This is a genomic window from Streptosporangium brasiliense (assembly GCF_030811595.1).
GTDB lineage: Bacteria > Actinomycetota > Actinomycetes > Streptosporangiales > Streptosporangiaceae > Streptosporangium > Streptosporangium brasiliense.
Map to the genome: position 1 here is coordinate 4,760,869 of NZ_JAUSRB010000002.1, position 25,433 is coordinate 4,786,301.

General features: G+C 68.0%; 18 protein-coding genes. 10 read left to right on the forward strand and 8 right to left on the reverse strand.

Annotated features, from left to right (window positions below; translation table 11 throughout):
• Positions 1-115 precede the first annotated feature (115 nt).
• Genes J2S55_RS30345 through J2S55_RS30365 form a run of 5 tightly spaced genes read right to left on the reverse strand, consistent with a single transcriptional unit; the run spans position 116 to position 5,909 of the window.
• Complete coding sequence (locus J2S55_RS30345; RefSeq protein ID WP_306867977.1) at positions 116-1,432, reverse strand: lipopolysaccharide biosynthesis protein; 1,317 nt, start codon at positions 1,430-1,432, stop codon at positions 116-118.
• The gene (locus J2S55_RS30350) at positions 1,429-2,490 is read right to left on the reverse strand and encodes a glycosyltransferase (RefSeq protein ID WP_306867978.1); all 1,062 of its coding nucleotides are present in this window, start codon (positions 2,488-2,490) and stop codon (positions 1,429-1,431) included. Before J2S55_RS30350 ends, J2S55_RS30345 begins: the two co-directional genes overlap by 4 nt.
• Positions 2,491-2,510: 20 nt before the next feature.
• Positions 2,511-3,629, reverse strand: coding sequence for a glycosyltransferase family 4 protein (locus J2S55_RS30355; protein WP_306867980.1), 1,119 nt, complete (start codon positions 3,627-3,629; stop codon positions 2,511-2,513).
• A gap of 1 nt (position 3,630) precedes the next feature.
• A complete protein-coding gene (locus tag J2S55_RS30360; protein WP_306867982.1) occupies positions 3,631-4,761 on the reverse strand; it encodes a glycosyltransferase family 4 protein in 1,131 nt (376 codons plus the stop codon).
• Complete coding sequence (locus tag J2S55_RS30365; protein WP_306867984.1) at positions 4,758-5,909, reverse strand: glycosyltransferase family 4 protein; 1,152 nt, start codon at positions 5,907-5,909, stop codon at positions 4,758-4,760. Before J2S55_RS30365 ends, J2S55_RS30360 begins: the two co-directional genes overlap by 4 nt.
• A gap of 421 nt (positions 5,910-6,330) precedes the next feature.
• Here J2S55_RS30365 and J2S55_RS30370 point away from each other — a divergent pair, with 421 nt between their 5' ends.
• The 8 genes from J2S55_RS30370 (at position 6,331) to J2S55_RS30405 (ending at position 15,668) form a co-directional block, all read left to right on the forward strand.
• On the forward strand, positions 6,331-7,665 hold the full coding sequence (locus J2S55_RS30370) for an O-antigen ligase family protein (protein ID WP_306867986.1): 1,335 nt from the start codon (positions 6,331-6,333) through the stop codon (positions 7,663-7,665).
• A gap of 193 nt (positions 7,666-7,858) precedes the next feature.
• Entirely contained in the window at positions 7,859-10,069 is a 2,211-nt protein-coding gene (locus tag J2S55_RS30375) for a hypothetical protein (RefSeq protein ID WP_306867988.1), read from the forward strand.
• Positions 10,070-10,525: 456 nt separating this feature from the next.
• A complete protein-coding gene (locus tag J2S55_RS30380) occupies positions 10,526-10,684 on the forward strand; it encodes a hypothetical protein (protein WP_306867990.1) in 159 nt (52 codons plus the stop codon).
• On the forward strand, positions 10,681-11,658 hold the full coding sequence (rfbB, locus tag J2S55_RS30385; RefSeq protein WP_306867992.1) for a dTDP-glucose 4,6-dehydratase: 978 nt from the start codon (positions 10,681-10,683) through the stop codon (positions 11,656-11,658). Before J2S55_RS30380 ends, rfbB begins: the two co-directional genes overlap by 4 nt.
• Positions 11,655-12,536: a methyltransferase domain-containing protein gene (locus tag J2S55_RS30390; protein ID WP_306867994.1), complete on the forward strand. Its 882-nt coding sequence runs from the start codon at positions 11,655-11,657 to the stop codon at positions 12,534-12,536. Before rfbB ends, J2S55_RS30390 begins: the two co-directional genes overlap by 4 nt.
• Before the next feature lie 88 nt (positions 12,537-12,624).
• Entirely contained in the window at positions 12,625-13,779 is a 1,155-nt protein-coding gene (rffA, locus tag J2S55_RS30395; RefSeq protein ID WP_306867996.1) for a dTDP-4-amino-4,6-dideoxygalactose transaminase, read from the forward strand.
• Positions 13,780-14,002: 223 nt separating this feature from the next.
• Positions 14,003-14,467 (forward strand): GtrA family protein, encoded by a 465-nt coding sequence (locus tag J2S55_RS30400; RefSeq protein WP_306867998.1) that lies wholly within the window; start codon positions 14,003-14,005, stop codon positions 14,465-14,467.
• A gap of 133 nt (positions 14,468-14,600) precedes the next feature.
• A complete protein-coding gene (locus tag J2S55_RS30405) occupies positions 14,601-15,668 on the forward strand; it encodes a glucose-1-phosphate thymidylyltransferase (protein ID WP_306868000.1) in 1,068 nt (355 codons plus the stop codon).
• 235 nt (positions 15,669-15,903) lie between these two features.
• Here the strand turns inward: J2S55_RS30405 and J2S55_RS30410 are convergent, their stop codons facing one another.
• Positions 15,904-16,413 carry a GNAT family N-acetyltransferase gene (locus J2S55_RS30410; protein ID WP_306868002.1) on the reverse strand — a complete coding sequence of 170 codons (510 nt, stop codon included), beginning with the start codon at positions 16,411-16,413 and terminating at the stop codon, positions 15,904-15,906.
• A gap of 594 nt (positions 16,414-17,007) precedes the next feature.
• Here J2S55_RS30410 and J2S55_RS30415 point away from each other — a divergent pair.
• Together J2S55_RS30415 and J2S55_RS30420 are read left to right on the forward strand one after the other, a co-directional pair.
• Positions 17,008-18,009: a glycosyltransferase family 2 protein gene (locus J2S55_RS30415; protein WP_306868004.1), complete on the forward strand. Its 1,002-nt coding sequence runs from the start codon at positions 17,008-17,010 to the stop codon at positions 18,007-18,009.
• 64 nt (positions 18,010-18,073) lie between these two features.
• Positions 18,074-18,781, forward strand: coding sequence for a WbqC family protein (locus J2S55_RS30420; protein ID WP_306868006.1), 708 nt, complete (start codon positions 18,074-18,076; stop codon positions 18,779-18,781).
• Between the two features lie 562 nt (positions 18,782-19,343).
• Here J2S55_RS30420 and J2S55_RS30425 read toward each other — a convergent pair.
• Together J2S55_RS30425 and J2S55_RS30430 are read right to left on the reverse strand one after the other, a co-directional pair.
• On the reverse strand, positions 19,344-22,484 hold the full coding sequence (locus J2S55_RS30425) for a DUF4082 domain-containing protein (RefSeq protein WP_306868008.1): 3,141 nt from the start codon (positions 22,482-22,484) through the stop codon (positions 19,344-19,346).
• A gap of 1,032 nt (positions 22,485-23,516) precedes the next feature.
• Positions 23,517-24,941 carry an ice-binding family protein gene (locus J2S55_RS30430; protein ID WP_306868010.1) on the reverse strand — a complete coding sequence of 475 codons (1,425 nt, stop codon included), beginning with the start codon at positions 24,939-24,941 and terminating at the stop codon, positions 23,517-23,519.
• Between the last annotated feature and the right edge of the window lie 492 nt (positions 24,942-25,433).

The following is a 25,433-nucleotide window of genomic DNA, read 5'->3' on the forward strand; positions in this document are numbered from 1 at the left end:
GGGCGCGGGCGCGCCGCGCCCCGGGGACCCTTCCGGGGCGCGGCGCGCCGTCCCCATCGGTCCTGCCCGCCGTCCCGGCCCGCCGGCGCGGATCTCCCGGTCCGCGCCGGCGGGCTCACCCGTCGGCGGGCACCAGCCTCCGCAGCAGGACGAGCCAGCAGCCCGAGCCGGCGACGGCGAGGGCCAGCGACCCCCACCCGAAGGCGAGCGAGATCTGGACGGCGCCCGTGGCCGTCCAGCAGGCGGCCGACAGCAGGACGAGCAGGAGGACGCCCTCGGCGGCGAGGTAGGTCAGCCGCCAGCCCGGCCGGCCCAGTGCCAGGGGCAGCACCTTCGACCACGACATGCTGCCCTTCACGCACGCCACGCCCAGCAGCAGCACCGCCGTACCGCCGGCCCCGGCGTACTGGGCGCCGTAGACCAGGCCGAGCACGTCCCCGGTGACCGGGGCCGCGACGGTGAGCGCGACCACGCCCACCGCGGCGAGCAGCAGTGACGCGCGCACCACGTCCCGTCTTATGAGCCCCCTGTCTCCCACCGCGGCGGCCTGGGCCAGCCGGGGGTGGAGCATCGAGGCGACCGGGCTGATCAGGGTCGTGTAGAGGCGGCTGGGCGCCGATGCGAGCTTCAGAACGGTCACGAGGGCGGGGTCTCCGAGCAGACCCGCCAGCGCGAGGACGCCCGACTCGGAGGCCGCCGCCACCGACGTCCCCGCCGACGCCTTCGCGGTGAAGGCGACGAGGCCGGCCGGCAGCGGGACCCGGGTCACGGCCGGCCCCACATGGGTGAGGACCGCCCGCAGGGACAGCCTGCCGAGCACCACGGCCGTCACGACGGCGCTCACGGCCTGACCGGCCAGGTAGGCCGCCGGGCCGCCGGCGAGCAGGCCGCCCAGCGACAGCGCCGACGACAGGACCGCGCACCGCAGGCGCACGACCCCGAGGTCGCGCAGGCGGTCGGCCAGGGCGAAGGCCGCCCCCGCCGCGCCGGTCGACGCCGCGGCCCCGCCGGAGACGGCCGCGAGGGCGAGCATGAGCGCGAGGTCGCCGCCGGCCAGCCCCAGCAGCCATGCCGCCAGCACCGCCAGCAGGCCGAGGCAGCCCGCCGCCGCGCCGATCGCCACATCCCAGCGCAGCAGCCGGGTGAACAGCGCCGAGCCCTGCCCGCTCCGCTGCTGCTCGATGGGGACGAACCGTTGCGCGGCGTCCTCCAGGCGAGGATCCAGCAGCAGGAACCAGACGCCCGACAGCGCCTGGGCGAAGATGACCTGACCGGACTGCTCGGTCCCCCCCAGCCGGATCAGGACGGCCAGGCTGACCATGGACAGCACCGCCTCGCCCTGGCCGGTGGCGGTGAGCGAGGTGAAGGTCCGCAGGTGCCGCCTGCCGGGCGAGCGCATGTGGTGGATCACGCGTTCGAGCAGAGCCGTCATGACCGGGGACAGACCTCGTCGTACAGCCTGTCGAACCACTCCGCGGTCCGCCTGACGTCGACGAGGTCGGCGCTGTCGGCCGCTGCTCGCCGGAGGGAGGCGTGGGTCTCGGGACGCATCGCCCGCAGGATGGCCGCGGCGAGTTCACCGGAGTCCCCGGGCGTGGTGAGCAGTCCGTTCCGGCCGGAGACCACCAGGTCGGACACCCCCCCGACGTCCGTGGAGACCACCGGCACACCGGCGGCGAGCGCCTCCATGACGACCACGGGCAGCCCTTCGTGGGAGGAGCTGAGCACGAGGAGGTCGGAGCAGGCGATCAGGCGCCCGGCGTCCGGCACGTGCCCGATCAGGCGCAGGCCGTCCAGTCCCAGGGCGGCGACGCGTCCGGCCACCTGCCCGCCCAGGGGACCGGACCCGGACAGCAGGAACAGGGCACGCGGGTCCTCGGCGAGGACCTTGCCGGCGGCCTCGATGAGCAGCCCGTGGTTCTTGGCCGGCCGGAAGTTGGCCACGTGCGCGATGAGGAAGGCGCCCTCTGGGACGTCCCACTCCCGCCTGACCCGCTCCGACTCCAGGGCCCAGCGGCGCTGCCTGTCCACGCTGACCCCGTGCACCCGGGTGCACAGCGCGCGGGCGCCCCAGCTCGTGGGGGCGCGGGCGACCTGGGGGGAGACGGCGACGGTCCGGGTGTCCAGCCATCCCGTCGCCCGGTCGAGCAGCAGGGTCGTGGTGCGGTAGCGCACGTTGTGCACGGTCGTGACCAGCGCGGGGCGGGGTCTCCACAGGCGGGAGGCCGGCCGCAGCAGCGCCGCGGGGAGCGGGGAGTGGAAGTTGAGCACGTCGGGCGCCAGCCGCCGGACCGTCCGGACGAGGTCGGACGGGCGCGCCGACGAGCTGAGGTCGACCACGTCCACACCGGCGGACCGCAGCAGGTCGGTGAGGTTCGGCGTGGTGGCCCGCCGGCACACGACGGTGTAGCGCTTGCCGGTGGACGGCGCGGCGAGCAGCCGCTCGACGAGCAGGACCTCGGCGCCGCCCACGTCCAGCGTCTTGATCACTTCGCAGATGTGCGGGCCTTTCACGACGCCGCCCCGGCACGCCGCGGTCTCCGACCGTTCATGAGCTCCCCGTACCATTCCTCGACCCGCGCCGTCACCAGCGGCCAGTCCAGTGCCGCCACCGCCCGCCTGCCACGTTCGACCATCTGGAGCCGGAGTCCCTCGTCCTGGAGGACCGAGCGCAAGAGCGCCACCAGCTCCGGCGTGGATCCGCTGGGGAAGGTGAGGTAGGCGCCGTCGTCGGCGACGACCGGTCCCAGCGAGGCGTCCGACGACACGATGACGGGGGTGCCCAGCGCCAGCGCCTCCAGGGCCGCGGTGGGTATCCCCTCCCCGACGGCGGGCAGCCGGCGGGAGGCCAGCACGAAAGCCTGGGCGCGGCTCACCAGCGCGTAGATCTGGTCGGCCGAGAGGGGCCCGGCGAACTCGATCCCGGAGCCGGTCCCCGCGAGCCGCCGGAGCCGGGCGCGTTCGGCCCCGTCTCCCGCGATGACCAGGCGGGCGCCGGGCAGGTCCGCGCGCAGCGCGTGGAACGCCTCGATCAGCAGCGCGTGGTTCTTCACCTTCGCCAGGGAGCCGACGCTCACGACCAGCCCCGGCTCGACGGGGTGCCGTCCCCGGAACCCCTCCAGGTGGGGGATGTCCAGGCCGCTGGACATCGTGCGGATCCGCCGGGCCGGTATCCCGGCGGCGAGCAGGTCGTCCCGCGGGCGGACGCCCAGGGCGATGAACCCGTCGACGTGGCGGAAGGCCCAGGGCATGACGCGCCGGTGGCGCACGGTGAGGGCGCCGTGGACGGTGACCACGAAGGGGACCCCGAGCCGCCGTACGGCGGGCCCGAGGGCGAGCGCCTCGCGGTGGTCGCCGTGCAGGTGGACGAGGTCGACCGGCCGCGCGCGCCGGAGCGCACGCGCGCACTCGGCGGCGAAGGCCACCACGTCGGACCTCCTGGAGGCCAGCCGGCCGAGGAGGCACGGGGCCGGCGGCAGCAGCTCGGCCCCCGGTGGCGCCTCGCCCCGGCGGTGGGCCACGACCACCTGGTGCCCGTTGAGGATCTGCTCCCGCGTCAGGCGCTCGATGTGGCGTTCCTTGCCACCGGGCTCGGGCGGCAGCCGGTATCCGACACGGAGGATCCTCATGTCATCTCCTCCTGAGGGAGTCTTCGGCGACGACGCCCTGGATGAAATCGGCGAAGCGGTCGATCATGAGCTCGAAGTCGTGGTGCTCGCTGACGTAGCGGCGCGCGCCGTTGCCCATCTGCCGGGCGCGCTCGGTGTCCGTCAGCAGCGTGGTGATCGCCTCCGCCCAGTCGCGGGCCTGCGCCGGGGCCAGCAGCCGGCCGGCCTCGGGGCCGACGATCTCCCGGTGCGCCGGTATGTCGGAGCAGAGCACCGGCAGGCCGCAGGCCATCGCCTCCAGCACCGCCCGGGGCTGGCCCTCCGACCAGGAGGGGTGGGCGAGGACGCGCGCGTGCTGGAGCACCGAGACGACCTCCGCCTGCGGTACGGCGCCGCGGAGCTCGACGTGGTCCTCGACGCCGAGGGCGCGTGCCTGTCCGAGCAGCTGGGAGCGGGCCGGTCCCTCGCCGAGGACCACCAGCCGCGCGTCGGGGACGTTCTCCAGGACGCGCGGCCAGGCCCGCAGCACGGTCGCGTGGTTCTTGAGGTGGAGCAGGCTGCCGACCATGACGGTGTGGATCGGTTTCAGGCAGGGGGCCGGGGCGGGGACGAACATCCGGGTGTCCACGCGGCTGGCCACGTGGATGACCGGGCGCCGCGTCAGCCGCTGGGCCCGCTCCCGCAGGCCCCGGCGCACCACGCGTACGGCGGAGGCGCGGCGCACGGCCGCCCGCGAGACCACGGCGAGCGCCGCGCGTTTGAGCGGCCCGCCGTACTCGGGGCCCGGATCCAGCACGTCCCCCTGGATCTGCACGATGTGCGGGGTGGTCCGCCGGGTGCGCGACAGCTCCGCCGCGACGGCGGCCAGCGGGTCACTCGACATCAGCACGTCACCGCGGGCGCGCAGGCCGTGGTCGATCACGTGGCGCGCCTCGCGGAGGAGGACCGGCCGCGAGCCGTCCGGGACGCGGTACAGGCGCACGGGGTCGAGGTCGACGAAGCCCGCGGCGGCCCCTCCGGCCGGGACGATCACGTTGTACGGGGCGCCGAGACGCTCGGCCAGCGCCAGCGCCGGGCGTAGGTTGACGTCGTCGGCGTGCAGGTCGTGGGCCCAGGGGCTGGAACCGACCAGGGTGACGGAGACGGGTTTCACAGGAGGTCCTCCAGCATCCGGGCGACTCGCTGGGGGGAGAACTTGTCCCGGGCCCTGTCCCGGAGCCGGCCGCCGAGGGCGTCGCGCTCGGCCCGGGGCAGGCCGGCGAGCTCGACCACGCCCGCGACCAGGGCGGCGAGGTCTCCGACGGCGCAGACGAAGGGGTAGTCCCGGCCCACCACGTCCACCGAGCCGCCCGCGCTGGTCGTCACGACGGGCAGCGCCGAGCTCATCGCCTCCAGCAGCACGCGGGGGAAGCCCTCCTCGTAGCTCGGCATGAGGAAGCAGTCCGCGGCGCCGTACAGGTCGGGCAGGTCGAGGTTGGGGACGGCACCGAGGACGTGCATGTTCGGACGTCCGGCGGCCAGCCGGTCGAGGTGACGGCGGTCGGGGCCGTCCCCCACCACGACCAGCCGCACCCGGTACGGCAGCGCGGCGTCGACGGCGTCGAGGAGCCGGGCCAGCAGCCGCGTCCCGCGCCGGAAGGAGAGCCGGTGGACGAAGAGGATGACGAAGTCGCCGTCGTCCCACCCGTGCCGGTGGCGGACCTCGGAGCGCCGCGCGGGGGCCAGGGGGGTGAAGCGATCGCTGTCGATGTCGTTGTACAGCAGGCGCATCCTGCCGGCGGGCACCCGCCACCGCCCGCGCATGACCGGGACCATCGTCTCCGGGCCCGTGACGAAGGCGTGGACGCACCGCGCGAGGACGTAGTTGAGCCCGTCGTCCAGCCGCCGCCGGACGGTCTTCCTGCGCCCCGGCTCGATCAGGTCGGCCGTGCCGCTCCGCCACAGGAATATGCGGGGCCGGAAGATCGGGTAGGTCAGCACGAGCACGATGAGCAGCAGGCGCGAGTAGCGCAGGAAGTAGGTCCGGTAGCCGGCCCGGTGGCACGTGCGTATCGCGCGGACGCAGTTGAGCAGCCGGGCGGGCCGGGTGCGGCCCAGCACGGAGACGACCATGCGCACGCCCGGCAGTTTCTCGGGAGGCGTGCCCCGCTCGACCAGCGCGACCAGGTCGGCCCGTTCCCCGAGCGCCTTGAGAAAGGCGGGAAGGTGCGCGAAGTGTTCCGTCGCGTCGACCGAGAGATGGGGAATGGCGTAGACGATTTTCGGCCGGGCGCGGGAGTGCACGGCATCTGTCGTGATCACGGACGTCATCATCGCAATCAGGAATGCTCGTAGCGGCACGGCACTCCGTCTGTCAGGGATATTGCGCGATCATTACGCTGTCATTGATCCGGCCGGTGCCGGCCTGGTCCGGCGCCGGTGACAAGTGGCGCGGAGGCATATATCCGGTCCGGCCCAATGCGATTGTTCCGGATTCATATATGCGATTCCCCTGTTGGGTGTGCCCTGAGTGTCTCTTCCGTGGCGACACGCGAAGGAAACAGAGAGTACACGGCCATTGCTCTCTGTACAGTCGCTGAGGTGCTGATCGAACAGCAGGTGCCGAGGAGGGAGGGCTCGTGATAGCGCCCGATGGGAGCAGTTCACGGCCGGTCCAGATCATCCCGGCGCGGCTGGCGGCCGCCGAGGCGGTCGCGGTGGTCCGAGGGCCGGTGGTGCGGCGGTGACCGCGCACCGCTGGACGGTCCCGGGGGGATTGCGCAACCTCTGCTTGGCCGTGGCGATATCCGGGTCGGCCGCCCTGCTCAGCGCCATGGTCGCGCGGGAGCAGACCGAGGTCCTCGGCTGGGCCGCACTGCTCGTCGGCGTCCCGCTGTTCGTCTTCGCCGCGCCGGCCCGGCTCATCGTGTGGGTCATGGCCTTCTGCGTCCTGAGCGTGACCGCGGTGTGGCCCACGCTGACCTCCGTGGGAGGTGTGGACGTCAACGCCGGGGACGCCCTCCTGCTCCTCACCGCCGTGGCGGCCCTCGTCCGGGCGAAGGCCGGCACGCGCCACGTGCTCATCGCCGTCATCGCCCTCTTCGTCGTCTTCGGAGTGGCGCGGAGTGAGTTCTCCGGGGCGGTGGCCTTCCTCCGCGTGGTCGAGCCGCTGATCGCGGGGGTCGCGGTGGGCCTGTACCTGCGGCCCGGCACGGACCTCTGGCGCGACGCGCGCTGGATCTGCGTGCTGATGATCGCGACGGTCCCCCTGGTCAGCGACTTCGACGGCCGGTGGGCGGGGTTCCCCGGCGGCCCCAACGAGATCGGGCTCGTCTCCGCCGTCGTGACGGTGCTCGGCGCCGCGGAGCGGAACCGGGCCGTCAAGCTGCTCCTGATCGGGGCCGGGCTGACAGGGCTCGTCGGCAGCAGGGGGATCGCCGCGACGGTCGCCCTGATCGCCGGACTCGTCATGCTCACCCGGGTGTCGCGGTCCGGCTGGCTCGCGAGAATGCGCCTGAGGCGGGTGCACCCGCTCGTGATCGTCCTGTTCGGCATCCTCGCCGTCACGTTCGTCCCGGTCATCCGTCCGGACCTGTCGACCACCGTGGACATCCACGCGGCCCAGGCGGGGGTCTTCGGGCAGCTGTTCGCCAGGACCGACCCGCTGGTGGGCTCGGGGTGGGCCACCGTCGACCGGAGCGCCTTCGCCCTCACCCCCTACGAGGGCCTCCATGACGTCTATCTGGACATCGCGGCCTACCTGGGCATCGTGGGGATCGCGCTGTTCGCCCTGCTGCTCTGGCTCGCCATGCGCGCGGCCGATCCGCTCACCCGCGCCGTCCTCGCCGGCGTCGCGGTGTGGTTCAACACCACCGGCGCCTTCCCCGGGCCCGGCTGGGGCATCCTCGGACTGGTGATCGCGGCCGCGCTCTGTCACGCGCGGCTGCACGCGGCGGGGCCCGCCGGCCCGGCCGGCGTCCCGGTGCCGGAGCTCCCGCACGACCGGGCGCGGCCCTCCCATGATCTGCCTGAAGGGTTGGCAAGGACATCGGAAAACGCGGGTGTCCGGCCGGGGTGAAGATCGTTGTGTCGGCAGACTCGCGCGTATGGCCAGGATTCCGCAGTTTCAAGGTTCTTCGCCGGGTTCCCTCCGGGAGGGTTCCCCTGAGGGTGGCGGGCCGGCGCGGGCCGGTGCTCTGCCGGGTGGGGGAGGGCGTCCGGGGTGGCGCCGGGGGCCGGGCCGGCTGCTGAGGTGGCGGTGGCTGCCGGCGGTGCCGGTGGCGGTCTTCGCCGTGGCGGTGCTGGGTTTCTACGGTGTCTCGCCGGTGGACATGGCCTTGTTCGGGGTCTATGTGGCGGCGGGGCTGGCGTTTCCGGGTGTGTTGCTGGTGCGGGTGCTGTACCGCCGCAGGCGGACCCTGGTCGAGGAGCTGGCGCTGGGACTGGCGCTGGGGTACGCGCTGGAGGTGCTGACCTACATCGCCGCGCGGGCGGTGGGGCTGCCGCTGCTGGTGCTGGTCTGGCCGGTGGTCACGTATGCGGTCTTCGCCGCCGTTCCTCGGCTGCGCGGATACTGGCGGGGCGGGGTCCGGCCCAGTACGCCCCGGTGGTGGTCGTGGTCCCTGGCCCTGATCATCGGCTACCTGATCGCCTGGAGCGCCGTCAACTTCTTCAGGAAGAACCTGCTCACCTGGCCGGCCCTCGGCACCTCCTACGTCGACATGCCCTTCCACCTGGCGCTGATCGGCGAGCTGAAGCACCACATGCCGCCCACGGTGCCGATGGTGGCGGGTGAGCCGCTGCTCTACCACTGGTTCGTCTACGCCCACCTGGCCGCGGCGAGCTGGGTCACCGGCGTGGAACCGCTCGTGCTGCTGTTCCGACTGGGCGTGCTCCCCATGCTGGCGGCCCTGGCCGTCATCCTCGCGATGATCGCCCGGCGGGTGACGGGCTCCTGGGCGGTGGCCCTGCTGGCCCTGCTGGGGACCGTCTTCATCGCCGCCCCCAACCTCTACCAGGGCATCAACGTCGGGATCTTCACCTGGCGGGCCGCCATCTCGTGGCTGAGCCCCACCCAGACCTTCGGGACTCTCCTGTTCGCGCCGGTCATCCTGCTCCTGGTCGACCTACTCGAGCGCCGGCGGTCGAGCGCCGGCTGCTGGCTCCTGCTGGGGATCTTCCTCGTCGCGGTGACGGGCGCCAAGGCCACCTACCTGCCCCTGCTGATCGCCGGACTCGGGACGGTCGCCGCGGTCGAGCTGGTCAGGCGCCGCCGGCCGTCCTGGCCCACGCTCGCCGCGCTGGGACTCACCGCGGCCTGCTTCGTCTTCGCCCAGACCGTGCTGTTCAGGCAGGCGAATCTGGGGATGGTCATCAATGACCTCTCCCTTTTCCGGAAGATCTGGGGAGGACTGACCGGACTGGGAGAGCGCGCCGAGCCGTCGCTCGTCTCGGTGCTGGGTATCGCGCTGCTCTACGTGCTGAGCTGGGCCATAGAGTGGTGCGGGATCATCGGGCTGCTCAGCCGGCCCCGGCTGCTCATGCGGCCGCCGGTGGTCCTGATGCTCGGCATGGGCACGGTGGGCGTCGGCGCGGTCCTCTTCCTCGGGCACCCGCACATGGGCCAGATCTACTTCTTCGACGCGTCCTACCCCTACCTGGTGATCGTCGCGGCCTACGGGCTCTCCGTCGCCGTACGGCGGGCCCGGCTGTCACCGCGCGCGCTCGCGTACGCGGGCGCCGCCGGCGTGGCGGCCGCCTGTCTGATCCGCGAGCTCTGCGGCGTCGAGGTCCCGCTGGGAGCGGGCCAGTCCGACGCCGTCCTCTACCGGCCCTACCTCGTCCTGGCGGTCACCGCGCTCCTGGCGGCGGGCGTCCTCGCGGTCGTCCACCGGCGGCGCGTCGTCGTCGGCGCCCTCACGATCACCATGATCGCGGCCGTCGGCTTCCCCGCCGCCTGGTGCACACGTGTCCTGTCGGCGGCCTTCCACACTCCGGCGGGCGACAGCACCGGGGTGGAATCCGCGGTGGCCGCTCCGGTGGTCTCCGACGGCGCGCTGGCTGCCGGGCGGTGGTTGCGCGCCCACTCGGGCACGGACGACGTGGTCGCCACGAACGCTCGCTGCCTGGGAGGACCGGGGGATCCGTGTGACAGCCGCCGATTCTGGGCGGCGGCTCTGACGGAGCGGCGCGTGCTGGTCGAGGGATGGGCGTACACCGCCACCAACATGAGCCGCTGGCATCCCGGCGAACGGGCGGAGACCCTCCCGTTCTGGGACGAGGAGCGGATCCGGGCGAACGACGAGATTTTCGACGCACCCTCGGCGGCTTCGGTCCGGCGGCTGCGACTGGGGTACGGTGTGCGCTGGCTGTTCGTCGACGAGCGGTACGGCAGCTCGAGTCCCAGGATCGGGGACTTCGCGAACCTCCGCTTCCGCTCCGGCGGCTATGCCGTTTACGAGCTACCGGAGGACGTGATGTGACCGCCTCCGCTTTCGGATGGAGAACCCTGCTCTCGGCTTTCGGGAGTCATCGCATCACATAATGGAATTCGCTGGAATTCCGATTATGGCGGCGCGGGGCGTGGTGATGGTCCTGAGCCCGCCGCTCAGTCATGCGGTCCACCGGGCACGGGCCTTCCGTCATGGTGGAAAGCTATGGCCCCGGCAACTTGTGGTCCGTTCTTCGGCAAAAGGGGGAGACGGCACGGGGCCACTGATCCGGGTTCCGCATAAATTCAATCGGGCAGATGGCCGCTGCGGCCATGAGTTCTTCGCGGAAAGGCTCAAAGAGCGGTGAAGGCACTCGTTCTGGCGGGCGGCAGGGGGACGAGGTCGTGCCCGCCGACCCGTACATCGGCCGAACAGCCGGTCCCCGTCGCCGACAAGCCGGAGCGTCGGAGGCCACTGGGACACCGGGCGCCTGCAGGACATGTTGGAGTGCACCGCGTCGTCCTGGAAGACGACACCGCCAGAGGGGTCTCCGGGCTCACATACTCTCTCATCGGCCGGAACGTCGAGGCCACGCGCGCGGTGGGGGTGCCCAACATGAACCAGCTCATGGTCGGAGACCACAGCCAGATCCAGGTGAGGGCATGAGGATCCTGATCCCCGGCGGCGCCGGGTTCATCGGCTCGCACTACGTGCGGTCACTGCTGTCCGGCGGTCACCCCGGCTACGAGGACGCCCGCGTGACCGTGCTGGACAAGCTCACCTACGCCGGCAACCCGGAGAACCTGCGCCCGGTCGCCGGGCACCCCCGCTACGCCTTCGTCCGGGGGGACATCACCGACGCCCGGCTGCTCGCCGAGGTGGTGCCGGGCCACGACGTCATCGTGAACTTCGCGGCGGAGACCCACGTCGACCGGTCGATAACCGGTGCGGGGGACTTCGTCGTCACCAACGTGTACGGCACGCAGCGGCTCCTGCAGGCGGCGCTCGAAGCCGGCGTGCGCACCGTCGTCCAGGTCTCCACGGACGAGGTGTACGGGTCCATCGCCGAGGGCGCCTGGACCGAGGAGGAGCCGCTGCTGCCCAACTCCCCCTACTCGGCGGCCAAGGCGGGGGCCGACCTGCTGTGCAGGGCCTACCACCGGACCTACGGGCTCGACGTGCGGGTGACCCGCTGCTCCAACAACTACGGTCCGTACCAGTACCCCGAGAAGGTCGTCCCGCTGTTCGTCACCAACCTGATCGACGGGCTCCCGGTGCCCCTCTACGGCGACGGTGAGAACGTCCGCGAGTGGCTGCACGTCGACGACCACTGCCGGGGCATCCAGCTCGTGCTGGACAAGGGGACCGCCGGCGAGGTCTACAACATCGGCGGCGGCGTCGAGCTGACCAACCGGGAGCTGACCGGACGGCTGCTGGCCGCCTCCGGCGTGGGCTGGGAGATGGTCGAGCACACCGAGGACAGGCTCGGCCACGACCGGCGCTACGCCGTCGACAGCGGCAAGATCCGCTCGATCGGCTACCGGCCGCAGGTGGACTTCGACGAGGGACTCGCCCAGGTCGTGCGCTGGTACCAGGACAACCAGACCTGGTGGCGGCCGCTGAAGGAGAGGACGCGATGAGAACGGCGGAGGCGACGGGCTGCCCGGTCGACCGGGCGGCGGCCGTACTGGTCTGCCCCTCCTGCCGCGTCCCGCTCGACGGGTCCTACACGTGCGCGCGCTGCGGCGCCGGAGGCCACCGGGTGGGCGACCAGTTGCGTTTCGCCGGCTTCGGAGACGCCGAGCTGCGGGACGACCCGCTCAACCGGATCAAGGAGAGCGTCAAGCGCCGCTTCGGGCCGGTGTATCCACTGGCGATCCAGCTCGTCTCACCGGTCCTGCTGAGGCGCTTCATCCGCCCCTTCCTGGCGAGCTTCGATCTCGACCGCGACCTGGTCGCCGATCTCGGGTCGGGCACCAACCGCTACGACCCGAGGGTGCTCTGCGTGGACGGGGGGACCTACGCCAACGTCGACATCGTGGGCGACCTGCGGACGCTGCCGATCGGCGACGGGGCCCTGGCCGGCATCGTCAGCGTCGCCGTGCTCGAACACGTGCCGGATCCGCAGGCCCACATCCGGGAAATGTGGCGCGTGCTCAGGCCGGGAGGACGGGTGCTGTGCTACGTGCCCTTCATGCAGCCGTTCCACGCGTCACCGTACGACTACCAGCGCTACACCGAGGCGGGGATGAGAACCCTCTTCAGCCGTTTCGACGTGCTGAACGTGCGGATAGGCGCGGGTCCCACCTCGGCCATGCTGTGGACGTTTCAGGAGTGGCTGGCCCTCCTGCTCTCGTTCGGCAGCAGGCGGCTCTATCGTGTTCTGGCCCCCCTGATGTGGTTGCTCTCGCCCATCAAGTTCCTCGACGTCCTGCTGGCGCGGCACCCCAACGCCACGGTGGCGGCCAGTGGGTTCGTGATCGAGGCGCGGAAGCCGGCGGAGGCCCGGCCGGATTGACCGGCGTGACCTAAGGCTTACGTAATGGATCACCAATGGACGGCAGCGCAACGCCTGCCGGCTGATCCTTCCGTTGTTCACTTCGGCTGTGAAAGTAACCGATCGGGAGACGATTCCCTTCAACCGAACGCATATCTCGCCGAACGAGCTGGATTATCTCGTCGAGGCCGTACGCCGGCGATCCACCTGCGGAGACGGGCCGTTCACCCGGCAGGCCTCCGAGCTTCTCGAGAAGATCACCGGGGCGGGCCGGGCGCTGCTGACCACCTCCTGCACGCACGCGCTGGAGATGTCGGCGATCCTGCTCGACCTCCAGGCCGGCGACGAGGTGATCATGCCGTCGTTCACCTTCATGTCGATGGCCAACGCCTATACCCTCCGCGGGGTGGTGCCGGTCTTCGTCGACTGCAGGCCCGACACCCTCAACATGGACGAGCGGCTGATCGAAGCCGCGATCACCGATCGCACCCGGGCCGTCGTGGTCATGCACTACGCGGGTGTCGCCTGCGAGATGGAGGCGATCGGAGAACTGTGCGAACGGTATGACCTCGCGCTCGTCGAGGACAACGCCCACGGTCTGGGCGGGTCCTATCGAGGCCGGCCTCTCGGTTCGTTCGGCAGCATGGCCGCCCAGAGCTTCCACGCGACCAAGAACGTGCAGTGCGGGGAGGGGGGCGCGCTGCTTCTGAACGACGCGGATCTGGTCGCGCGAGCCGAGATCATCCGGGAGAAGGGCACCGATCGCAGCCGGTTCTTCCGCAGGCAGGTGGACAAGTACAGATGGGTCGACATCGGATCGAGCTATCTTCCGTCCGATGTTCTCGCCGCACAGCTGACCGCCCAGCTGGAGTCGTTCGGCACGGTCCAGGCCCGGCGTCATGCGGTGTGGCGCAGGTATCACGATGAACTGGCGGACTGGGGTGCGGCGAACGGGGTCGCCCAGCCGACGGTCCCGGACGGCTGCGCCCATCCGGCGCACCTGTACTATCTCCTGCTTCCGGACCTGGTGAATCGGCAGGAGTTGATCGCCCACCTCTCGAAGAGGGATGTGCAGGCGGCATTCCACTACCAGCCGCTGCACTCCGCGCCCGCGGGGGTGCGATACGGGCGGGCGGCCCCAGAAGGATGCCCGGTCACCGAGGAGGTCGCTGACCGCCTTGTACGGCTGCCGCTGTTCGCTGATCTGGCCGAGGCCGACGTCGACCACGTGATCGACGCCGTCCGGACCTACGAGGTGAACTGACGGTCCGTGAAGCCGATCGCGCCCGGCCGGACCGTGATGCTCGCCGGTTCTCTCAGGTCTCGACGAGCGACACGAACCGGGTCACGAGCGCCGGAAGAGTCCGTCCGGACGGTGACGCGCGATGACCGGAACCGTCCCTGACGCCAACCCCCGGTTGATTTCCGGTGGCCGACCGTAATTCATTCGATCCCGCCGCCCGATCACGATCCGGAGTGACTGCCATATGGTTGAAGTCGAAAGCGGGACCGCCCACGAGAAGAATTCACGCCCCGGGTGGGGAGCTCTGGTCTCGGCATTTTGGGGCCGGCGTGTCGCGTATCTGCTGGCCAGCGCCATGACGGCGGTGGTCTATTGCGCCCTCCTGGGGCTGGGGCTGCTTGCCGTCAAAGGCCGGGTTCCTTATGTCTTCCTGCTTGTGGCCTGCCAGTTCCTCACCTCGGTGATCGTCTATCCATGGTACAGGCTGGTGGTTTTCCGCGTTTCCGGGGAATCATGGCTCGCGGGTTACCTGAGGTTCTACGCGGTCGGATTGGGATTCCTGGTGACGTCCGTTGTCGGTGTCCCGATTCTGGTGGAATTCATCGGTATTCCAATTATGGTGGCACAGGGCCTGCTGATAGCCGTGAGTCCGCCGTTGAGCTACCTGACGCACCGGATGTGGACGTTTCCCAATCGGGAAAAATCCTAGTCTTGTCAAGTTACCACACGTTCTTTGACAAAAGCGAAGGACGGCGGCGGGTTACTAAATTGGAGTTCCGCGTAAATTGAGCGTGCAGATGGTCGCTGTGGCCAAGCGCTCTTGGTGGAAGGACCCAACAACCATGAAGGCACTCGTTCTAGCGGGTGGCAAGGGGACGAGGCTGCGCCCGCTGACCCACACCTCGGCGAAGCAGCTGGTCCCCGTCGCCAACAAACCGGTGCTCTACTACGGACTTGAGGCGATACGGGACGCGGGCATCAGCAACGTCGGGATCATCGTCGGCGACACGGCCCATGAGGTCCGGGAAGCGGTCGGGGACGGCTCGAAGTTCGGCCTCGACGTGACCTACATCCCCCAGGAGGCCCCTCTGGGGCTTGCGCATTGTGTCCTGATCGCTCGAGAGTTCCTCGCCGACGAGCCGTTCGTGATGTATCTGGGCGACAACTTTCTGGTGGGCGGTATCAGGGACCTGGTGGAGGCCTTCTGCGAGGCTGACAACGACGCCCAGATCCTGCTCACCAGTGTCGCCGAGCCACAACTCTACGGAATCGCCGAGCTGGGACCGGACGGCGGGATCATCGGGCTGGAGGAGAAACCGGAGCACCCGCGTAGTGACCTCGCGATCGTGGGGGTCTACACGTTCTCCCCGGCCATCCATGAGGCGGTCAACGCGATCACACCTTCCGCCCGCGGAGAGTTGGAGATCACGGACGCCATCAAATGGCTCATCGACAACGGTGGCCGTGTCCGTTCGCACTTCGTGAGCGGCTACTGGAGAGATACCGGACGTCTGCAGGACATGCTGGAATGCAATCGCATCGTCCTGGAGGCGATCGAACCAGACATCCGGGGAACCGTTGACGGGTTCTCGGAGGTAACGGGGCGCGTCGTCATCGAGCCCGGGGCGGTGGTGGAGAACTCGGTGATCCGAGGGCCTGCGGTCGTCGGTGCCCACAGCAAGATAAACGGCTCGTACATCGGTCCCTACACCTCGATCGCCGAGGGCTGCGTGCTGGAGGACGCCGAGGTGCAATACAGCATAGTTCTGGGAGAATCCGTCATCAGAGGCGTCTCAGGGCTCACATACTCCCTGATCGGCCGGAACGTCGAGGTCGTCCAGGCCAGAGGAGTGCCCAACACGCATCAACTCATGGTCGGCGACCACAGCAGGATCCAGGTGCGGGCATGAGAATCCCTGTCCCAGGTGATCGGCTCCCGTTATGTGCGATCACTGCTGTCGGGAGGATGTCCCGGCCATGAGGATGCCCATGTGACGGTGCTGGACAAGGGCTCGGGCGAGACCTACCGCTGGAGTGCCGCGGTTCGAATCGCCCTGGCCCAGGTGGAGACTCTGACGACCCCGGGTCCGGCGGAGCCGGCTTGACGGACGGACCCGCACCCGCCGCCGTGGGGCCTGCCGGACCTCATGGGCGCAGCACCGAGTAGAGGATCTGGTCGTGCCAGCCGCCGTCCCGCCATTGGGCGCGGCGCAGGATTCCCTCGCGTTCGAACCCGGCCTTCTCCAGAGCGCGTTGCTCGGCGTAGTTGGCGATGTCGGTGAAGGACTGGATGCGCTCGGCTCGCGTGTGGGCGAACAGGTAGTCCACGAGCCGGCGCTGAGCCAGTGTCCCGATGCCTTGGCCGCGGAAGTCGGAGAAGACACAGATGCCCATCGCCCAGCACCAACACGTGGAATCCGGTCCCCAGGAGGTCTTCCACCACACCACCCATCCGGCCGGGGCACCGTCGACGTCGATGGTGAGGCGGCCGGAGTCGGTGCCGAGGAATCCGTTCTCGGCGAACTCCTGGCGGAGCCCGTGAGAAGAGCGGTGTCCGTACCACTGGAGCTCGCCTCTGAGCTCGGGGGTGGCCCGTTCCGCCTCGAAGACGTCCAGGTCCTCCTCGCGGACCGGCCTCAGTTCGATGACCTCCATGACCTTCCTTCCGTATGGCCTGTGCAGGCCTGGTGGCAGAGCGGTTCCGAGCGGTTCCAGCGGTGCCGGCTCGGGAGGAGGCCGGTCTGACGGGTCGGTCCGGGTGGGCGCCAGGTGGACGCGGGCCGCAGGACATCGTTCCGGACAGGAATCCATGGGGCTCTTCCAGAGCCGGTCAGGTGAGACCGGCATGCTGGAATGCGAGCCGAAACGCGTTGGCCGATGCCCACTCCACGGCCGGGGCTCCCGTTACCGGGCCATGTTATGGATCGTGACCTCTCGGAGACAAACATGCGGGAGGCGTGTCCTGAGCCGTATCGTCGGAAGGGCGCCGGCTTCATGGCACCGACCCGCATGGGGCATTGACCGGACCGCGGGCATGACCGAACGGCGGGCATGACCGAACGGCGGGCATGACCGAACCCAAACCCCGTCCCCGCAGAAGATCAACTCGATGCGAGTCGATTATTCCAAGATCATGAAATATTCAAGGGGGGCGTAGAAACTCGTGTATTCGTCCTCGGTCTCATCAATATAGTGTAAATCCGGCCCGCGGGCCCGACCGGCCGACTTGGCAGTCATGAGACTGGCACCATGAATAGCGTATCCGTCGTAATTCCATGTTATCGATCCGAGCAGACGCTTCCGGTGCTGGTTGATCGCCTCCTTGCCGTTTTGTCAACCGCCGCCCCCGTGTCCGAGGTCATACTCGTCGTCGACGGTTCACCAGACAGGACATGGGAGGTCGCCCAACAGCTTGCCGATCGGCATGAAACGGTCCGCGCGCTGCTGCTGGCCCGGAACTACGGGCAGCACAACGCTCTCGTCGCCGGCATCCGCTCTGCTCGCTACGACACCGTGGTCACCATGGACGATGACCTTCAGCATCCACCGGAAGAGATCCCCGCACTCCTGGCAGGCCTCAAGCCTGACCTTGACATCGTCTACGCGGTCCCACGCGCTGGGACGCACGGATTCATACGTGATCTCGCCTCCAAGTCGCTCAAAATCGGACTCTCTGGGAGATTCGGCGAGGCAACGGGTCAAGATATTTGCGCGTTCCGCGCCTTCCGGAGCTTTTTACGCGAATCATTGGACGGAGTCGCGGGCCCGCACGCTCTGATCGACATCTCGTTCTCGTGGGCGACCATGCGGGTCGGAACCGTGCCGGTGAACATGGAACGCCGGCCCATCGGACGCTCCAATTACACCGCTCCGATGCTCATCCGCCATGCGGTCCATGTGATGATCGGATACAGCACCATCCCGCTCCGCCTGGTCACCTACTTCGGGCTGCTGGTGGGGGCTCTCGGCGCGGTCCTCCTCACTGTCTTTCTCTGGAATTATTGGTGGGGGGACAGCACGCTCAAAGGGTTCACGTCGATAGCGTCCATGATTTCACTGTTCGCCTCTGCCCAGATGGTCGCCCTTGGAATCATCGGGGAATATCTCGGCAGGATCCATGTGGAGCGCATGGGGCGTCCCACGTACATCGTTCGCGAACGGTCCGAAAGTCGGGACTCACGCCTTTCGGCGACGCCTGACGTGAACGCGGAGACCCTCGTCCGCCCGGGAGTCGGCGCTCACGAACGGTAGTCAGGTCCGAGGGCCTTCCGGGAAGGCCCGTACGGAGCCCGAGCAAGTCGAAAGTGTGAGGCGTATGAAACGGGTTGCGATAGTGCAGTCGAATTATATTCCATGGAAAGGATATTTCGACCTGATCGCCCACGTCGACGAGTTCATACTCCTCGACGAGGTGCAATACACCGACAGGGACTGGCGTAATCGTAATCGTATAAAGACGGCGACGGGTCCTAGATGGCTCTCGATCCCGCTCAGGCGCGGCCCCCGGAGTCAGCTGATCAACGAAACGGTCATCGCCGACCCGGACTGGAACGTCGTACACTGGCGAGCTCTCACGCACGCCTATCGGAGGGCCGCTTATTTCGACGAGTTCGCGCCGGTCCTGGAGCGGCTTTACCTCGGATGCCGGGGTGAACGGCTCTCCGAAATAAACCGGCATTTCCTCGAAGGGCTCTGTTCGGTCCTCGGTATCCGGGGCGATCTGCGCTGGTCCACCGACTACGTCACCACGGGATCCAAGACAGAGCGCCTCGTCGATCTGTGCCAGAAGGCGGGCGCCCATGAATATCTGACCGGTCCGGCTGCGCGGGCCTACCTCGATGAGAGCCTCTTCCGGAGAGCGGGCATCGAGTTGCGCTGGTTCGACTACTCGAATTACCCGGAATATCCACAGCTCCACCCGCCGTTCGACCACCGGGTGAGCGTCCTTGATCTCATATTCAACACGGGGCCGAATGCCGTCGAACACCTGAAGATCGCTGCTTCTGGGCGGGCATTGCGATGAGCGCCGGCTCGGTCCCGAGCGGAGTCGAACGCCACCTCACCCGGTAGACCGCCACACAGAGCCACCCCCGATGGCAGCCGTCGGCGGTCTGTCGCGATCGGCCGGGCGGTGTCCGGGGCCTTCCGTTCCGAGGGAGGGCGGAGGCGGACCTCCGCGCCAGTCGTCGGCGCCGCTCACCATGAAACCGCCCCGAGTCCGTGGAGCCGTCCCGGCGGACTCCCGTACCGGACGGACGGCCCTGGCGCAGATCCGGTGGCGACGGTCGGTCGCCCAGGGCTGATATTCGTCGTCGCCCACGCCCTGGCCGAGAAACACCGGCGCGGCGCCCACAACCTGGCCGCGCCCCAGGAGGTACGGAGCCGGCAGCTCGCCGGGACACCGGCCGGGAGGTCTTCGGCGAGCGCGAATTCACCGGCGGAGTCACTTCGGGAGAGCCTCTGCCTCCTCAAGGTCGAGGAGACGGCACCCGAGCTTCCACGACATCACGAGCCGGAGCGGTTCAGCCCCCGGAGCGACGCGTGGAAGCTCGGACCCGGCCAGGCCGGAATCTGCGGCCGGATTACTAAGGCGAAGTGAACACCACATCGACCCAGTAGTTGCTGGCTTGATAGGTCTGGGTCGGGAAGGAGTTTACGGCGTCGTATTTGTATACGCCGTTTCCGCCTTCCGTGCCGTTCGCGAGCGCGAGGAGCGGGCCGTTCGCGTATTGCGTGGTGAAGTAGGGTCTCGTTAGCGACCAGAATCCGGATGTGGTGTGGTAGGAGGCGACGTAGGTGGTGTTGGCGGTGATTTTCACGGGGGTGGAGAAGTTCACCTGTTGCCATCCGGACGCCGTCTCGTTGGCGAAGATCGCGCTCGCGAGCAGCTCGCCAGTGCTGGTCCACAGACTTCCGGTGTGCGTCCCGGTGTTCTGTATGCCCTTGTAGAAGCGGATGCCGGTGATGCTCCCGTCCGTGGTCGTCTTGAATTTCACGCCGAGTGTGACGGGGGCGGAATCGGGCTGGGACTGGATGGCCGGGACCGCCGTGTTGTCCCACAGGCTGTTCGAGGGTGTGAACACGACATCGACCCAGTAGTTGCTGGCTTGATAGGTCTGGGTCGGGAAGGCGTTCGTGGCGCCGTATTTGTATACGCCGTTTCCGCCTTCCGCGCCGTTCGCGAGCGCGGTGAGCGGACTGTTCGTGTATTGCGTGGTGAAGTAGGGTCTCGTTATCGAATAGAAGCCGGATGTGGTGTGGTACGAGGCGACGTAGGTGGTGTTGGCGTTGATGTTCACAGGTTCGGGGAAGTTCACCTGTTGCCATCCGGACGCGGTCTCGTTGGTGAAGGTCGCGCTCGCGAGCAGCTGGCCACTGCTGGTCCACAGACTTCCGGTGTGCGTCCCGGTGTTCTGCGAGCCCTTGTAGAAGCGGATGCCGTTGATGGTCCCGGCCGTGGCCGACCTGAATTTCACGCCGGCCGTACCGGCAGTGGGATCGGGCTGCGATTGGATGGCCGGGACCGCCGTGTTGTCCCACAGACTGTTCGAGGGTGTGAACACGACATCGACCCAGTAGTTGCTGGCTTGATAGGTCTGGGTCGGGAAGGCGTTCGTGGCGCCGTATTTGTATACGCCGTTTCCGCCTTCCGCGCCGTTCGCGAGCGCGGTGAGCGGACTGTTCGTGTATTGCGTGGTGAAGTAGGGCCTTGTTACCGAATAGAAGCCGGATGTGCTGTGGTATGAGGCGACGTAGGTGGTGTTGGCGGCGATGCTCACGGGGGTGGGGAAGTTCACCTGTTGCCATCCGGACGCGGTCTCGTTGGTGAAGGTCGCGCTCGCGAGCAGCTGGCCACCGCTGGTCCACAGACTCCCGACGTGCGTCCCGGTGTTCTGCGTGCCCTTGTAGAAGCGGATGCCGTTGATGGTCCCGGCCGTGGCCGTCCTGAATTTCAGGCCGGCCGTACTGGCATTGGGATCGTTCTGCGACTGGATGGCCGGCACGGCCGACGACGGCCAAATGGTGCAGGAGGGGCACTCCGAGACAACGGTGACGGTTATTTGCGTCGGAGTTCCCTGGATGTTTCCGATGTCATCGACCGCTCGGGATCTGATCGTCACCGTTCCAGGGGTGGGCGTCAGCCAGTTGTACCGCCAACCGGTGCGGCCCGTTGCCTGGAACCATCTCGTTCCGCCGTCAAATGAGACCTCGACCCCGCCGACGACCCCGCCTCCGGTGTCAGCTGCCGTCCCTTGAACGGGGATGACTGTTCCAGCGGGTACGGTGCTGCCACTCGCCGGAAAAGTAATCGCTGATGTGGGTGGAGCGGTGTCTGTTGACGCGACCGCCGGAACCAGACCCGGCTGGAGGCTGGCCGGCTGGGTCTTCATGTCGGCCAGAAGGTTGACCGTCGCCTGCTGCATCCGGATGTCCGTGGGGGGTGTAGCGCCCAGGCGGCCGCCGCCGGAGGGTTTCAAATCATGGGTGTCATCGAGTCCCCAGGACCACTGGACGGTCCCCGAGCCGAAGACCAGCGCGCCACTGCTGTGCCTGTAGAGCGTAAGGCTGTGTACCGGGTCCCCGGCGCCGTAGGTGCTGCCGAAGTTGAGCAGGTACGTTGTTGTTTTGACCACGCTCGTCCTGGAGAACTTCACCGTCCCAGCCGGTGTGGAATCGTTGTCGGGTGCTTCGTTCCACTCGTATCCCAGTGTTCCGGCGGGGAAGACCGCACTCTCGCCGGGTTGCAGGTTGGCGATAGACGTGTTGCGCCACAGTCGCATGTCGCTGTATTCGGCGGGAACGGTGATGGAGTCGTTCGCCGGGGTGTTCACCATGTAGAACGTTCCCGTCACGGCGTTCTCGGGTCTTCCGCCGTCCGATGGAGGGGAGAAACGGGGGTCGCGCCACGTCCCTGTCCACTGCGGACTCGGGTCGATCTTGGCGTTGGCGTGAGTCTCCTTGTAGCAGACCATCGTCCGGAAAGGGGTGCCCGTCGCATCCAGAGAATTCTCCCACCTGGTTTTCCAGAAAACCTCGTTCCCGGAGAAGAAGATGAGATTGACCCCGTTGTCCCGGGCGTTCTGGATACTGCTCCGCATTTCATTGGACCAGTACTCGTCATGTCCGGAGGAGACGAATATCTTGTGTTCGAGCAGCTCCGCCCCCTGGCTGGCCATGTCGACACTGCTGGTGTAGCTGACGTCGTACCCGTTGGCCTCGATCCATCTGACCAGAGGATACTCGGCCATGAAGAAACTGCTGCGCGTGAAAAGCGGACGGTTGTAGCTGACCTTGTAGGCGCGTCCCACCGGACTACCGACATAGAGGCTGTTGCCGCCGTATTCGTTGTACGCCTGCCAGGTGGTGTCGGAGGTTTTAAGCAAGATATCCGAATTGCGGGAATCATCCCGGATGACGAATAAGATCTGGCTGACACCGGGTGTGCCGTCTTCCCGTATGATATTCGCGGCGTAGACTCCGGAAACGGCGTTGCTCGGTACTGCCCAGGAGGCGGACAGCGCCCAGTTTCCGCAGTCGATCAGGCCGGTTGTCGTGTCCCCCAAGCAGGTCGGCTGCGTCTGGGGCAGGGTGACGGAGGGCTCGATCGTCGCTATCAGCCGTGCGCCCATACCGCCGTAATATCCAATGCGATAGATATCTATACGATAATTGGTCGCATCGGTTCTCACCTTGAACTGGGCGTTCTCTCCCTTGTTCACGCTCATCTGAGTGGCATACCCCTCGATGTTGGCGCTCTGGGTCGGTACGTCCCACTCGCTGGGAGGACTGCCCGGCAGACTGTTCTCTATACAGATGACAGAAGTGGGAGGGCAGTCGGCTCTGCGTCTCAGGGCATGGGGAGGCCGGCTCCCGGTCCTCGCGCCGTGTACGCCGTCAGCCGCGCCCTTGACAGGCGACATCTCGTCGGAGGGGGAGGGGGAGGGGATGAGCTTGGAATCGGGGGAGGGGGAGGGGGAGGGGGAGGGGATGAGCTCGGAACCGCTCGGCGCCGGCCCGGCGGATTCCATCCCGTTCTCCACCGGGCCTGCCGACGCCATCATGGTCGGCGATGCGGCCTCCGGTGTGGGGGGAGGAGGTAAGGCCGCCCCCAGCAAGCTGAGCGTGGCCACCGCGCAGCCTCCGAAGGTGATCATTCTCCGGAGAATCCGCCGCGGCCTCGGACCGGACTGTTGCTTGTCGTCTGGCACTTAAACCTCTCAGTCGAAGCGTCGCAATAGATGACTAGACGACTGAAAGCCTGACGATCTGATGACCGAAAGGGGCCAGGGACGCTCCCGTCAGGGGGTGTTCTTGCCGGATCTTTATCGAGCTTCTGTTGAAGGGGGCAATCCTGACGGCCGCGTCAAGGCAGTCCGCGCCGACGGCTGGGCCGACCCTGGTGCCGTGCCCCCAGCGGATGTGCCGCCCCGCGCCGCACGACGGCCTTGGGCCGAGTAGGTCACCATGGCCGTCGTGCGGGCTGCGGGCACTGCCCGCACCAGCGTGCCGGCGGCAAGCCGCCAGGACGATCAGAAGGACATCTGCGGACGCGTGGAACCTCGCCCAGCGGGTGTGAGTCAGGCCACCACGCTGCCCGGACGCCGGAACCAGTGATCGGCTACGGCGTCAGCCGACCACACCTTCGACCAGGAAAGGTCGAGACCAAGGCGGAACGGACCGTGGTCGTCTTGAATTTGACGCCGAGCGTGACGGCCTTGGAGACGGGATCACATCGGACGGCCGGACCGCCACGTCGTTCAAGGAGTGCCGGAAGGGGTGAACACGAGATCCACCCAGTAGTTGCTGGACTGATAGGCGTCGGTCGGGAAGGCGTTCGTGGGGCCGTATTTGTATACGCCGTTCCCGCCTTCCGCGCCGTTCGCGAGCGCGAGGAGCGGATTGTTTGTGTATTGCGTGTTGAAGTAGGGTCTCGTTACCGAATAGAACCCGGATGTGCTGTGGTACGAGGCGACGTAGGTGGTGTTGGCGGCGATGCTCACGGGGGTGGGGAAGTTCACCTGCTGCCATCCGGACGCGGTCTCGTTGGTGAAGGTCGCGCTCGCGAGCAGTTGGCCACTGCTGGTCCACAGGCCTCCGACGTGTGTCCCGGTGTTCTGCGAGCCCTTGTAGAAGCGGATGCCGGTGACGGTCCCGGCCGTGGTGGCCCTGAACTTCACGCCGGCCGTACTGGCATTGGGATCGATGTGGGACGGGATGGCCGGGACCGCCGAGTTGTCCCACAGGCTGGTCCGCACGGTCTGGATCAGTTCGGGCGACCTGCTCGGGGCGAAATGGACGATGGCCTCACCGTCGTGGGTGTCGCCGCCGAGATAGACGGCGGTGATCGAATGCTGCCCGGCGGCCAGGCTCGAGGTCGTGAAGGTGGCGGGGCCCGAGTTGTCGTGCCAGCCTGAGCCGATGACGGTCGAGCCATCCTTGAAGACCACCTCGCCCTGAGGGACGAGCGAGCCCGTGACCGGGCTCACCACGGCGGTGAAGGTGATCGACTGTCCCCGCTGGGAGGGGTTGGCCGACGTGGTCAGGGTTGTCGTGGTCGGCGGGTTGTTCGGCACGATGACAAGGGTTTTCGGTGGGTTGCTGGTGCCTTGGAGCGTGACCGTGTTGTTGAGCGCGAAGGCACGGCCGTAGAGGGTGGCGCCGGAGCCCACCATCACCGACGTCAGCGCCAGGACGTTTCCTCGGAAGGTGGAGAACGTCCCGAGCGTCGCGGAGCCGCTGACCTGCCAGAAGACGTTGTCCTCCTGGGCGCCGTTCACAAGGTTGATGTTGCTGACGTTCGCCGTGGAGAGGGTGGACGCCTTGAAGATGAAGACCGCGTCCGGGTCGTCCTGGGCATCGAGTGTGAGCGTCCCGGTTATTCCGAAGACGCCGTTGGCGGAGTTGTAGATGCCCGGGGCCCTGGTCGTGCCACCGAGCTCTGTCGGTATGGTGACGACAGGTGTCCGCCCGGTGATGTCGTTGTAGGCGGCGACCAGGTCGGCTTTGGCACCGGACGCCGTGGCGTCGCCTGCGTGGACGGTTCCGCTCACCGTGCCGGGCGGGAAGCCGCTCACCGAGTTGCCCGGACTGACTCCGAGGTCTCCGGTGATCGCCGTGAGATTCGTGTTCGTCACGGCGCTCCCGGCCAGAACGCCGAAGGAGGCGGCGTCGCCGAGGTTCACCGGTGCCGGATCTGCGTTCGCGCTGTGTGGCGTTCCGATGACCACGCCCATCGACAGGACGGCTGTCAGCAGCGCTACAAGCCAGGAGCGACCGACGCTCCGCCAGAGAGAGCCGCGGTGACCGGTTTCACACTTCAGCTGTGCCGGCGAGGTCATACCGGCCGATTGGTCGGGTGGATCGAAATGGGATTTGGACATTGGAGCCAACTCTCCGGTGATCTCAGGTGCGGGACCTCGCGCGCAGTCCGTATGGCATGGATCAATCTCGTGATCCCTGCTTACTTCTGCCCGGTCGGCCGCTGTTTTTAATGAAAAATGAGAGATGTCGGCGGCGAGAAACGCCGGCCCGATATCGCGGTTTCCGTTGAAGGCGCCATGGCTCGCGCGAGCGGAAAGGCATTGACGATCCCGGTGTACGCCTATGGTGAATCACGGGGAGAGTCCTGCAGGCGCCTGGTCGAACGCGTGGTCAGAACAGGACTTACCTGCAGA

Excerpts from the sequence above, each read along its gene's own strand:
- J2S55_RS30405 (WP_306868000.1), top strand. The coding sequence starts at position 14,601 with ATGAAGGCACTCGTTCTAGCGGGTGGCAAGGGGACGAGGCTGCGCCCG.
- J2S55_RS30345 (WP_306867977.1), bottom strand. The coding sequence starts at position 1,432 with ATGACGGCTCTGCTCGAACGCGTGATCCACCACATGCGCTCGCCCGGC.
- rfbB (WP_306867992.1), top strand. The coding sequence starts at position 10,681 with ATGAGGATCCTGATCCCCGGCGGCGCCGGGTTCATCGGCTCGCACTAC.
- J2S55_RS30400 (WP_306867998.1), top strand. The coding sequence starts at position 14,003 with ATGGTTGAAGTCGAAAGCGGGACCGCCCACGAGAAGAATTCACGCCCC.
- J2S55_RS30355 (WP_306867980.1), bottom strand. The coding sequence starts at position 3,629 with ATGAGGATCCTCCGTGTCGGATACCGGCTGCCGCCCGAGCCCGGTGGC.
- J2S55_RS30415 (WP_306868004.1), top strand. The coding sequence starts at position 17,008 with ATGAATAGCGTATCCGTCGTAATTCCATGTTATCGATCCGAGCAGACG.
- J2S55_RS30420 (WP_306868006.1), top strand. The coding sequence starts at position 18,074 with ATGAAACGGGTTGCGATAGTGCAGTCGAATTATATTCCATGGAAAGGA.
- J2S55_RS30410 (WP_306868002.1), bottom strand. The coding sequence starts at position 16,413 with ATGGAGGTCATCGAACTGAGGCCGGTCCGCGAGGAGGACCTGGACGTC.
- J2S55_RS30425 (WP_306868008.1), bottom strand. The coding sequence starts at position 22,484 with ATGAGCGTGAACAAGGGAGAGAACGCCCAGTTCAAGGTGAGAACCGAT.
- J2S55_RS30390 (WP_306867994.1), top strand. The coding sequence starts at position 11,655 with ATGAGAACGGCGGAGGCGACGGGCTGCCCGGTCGACCGGGCGGCGGCC.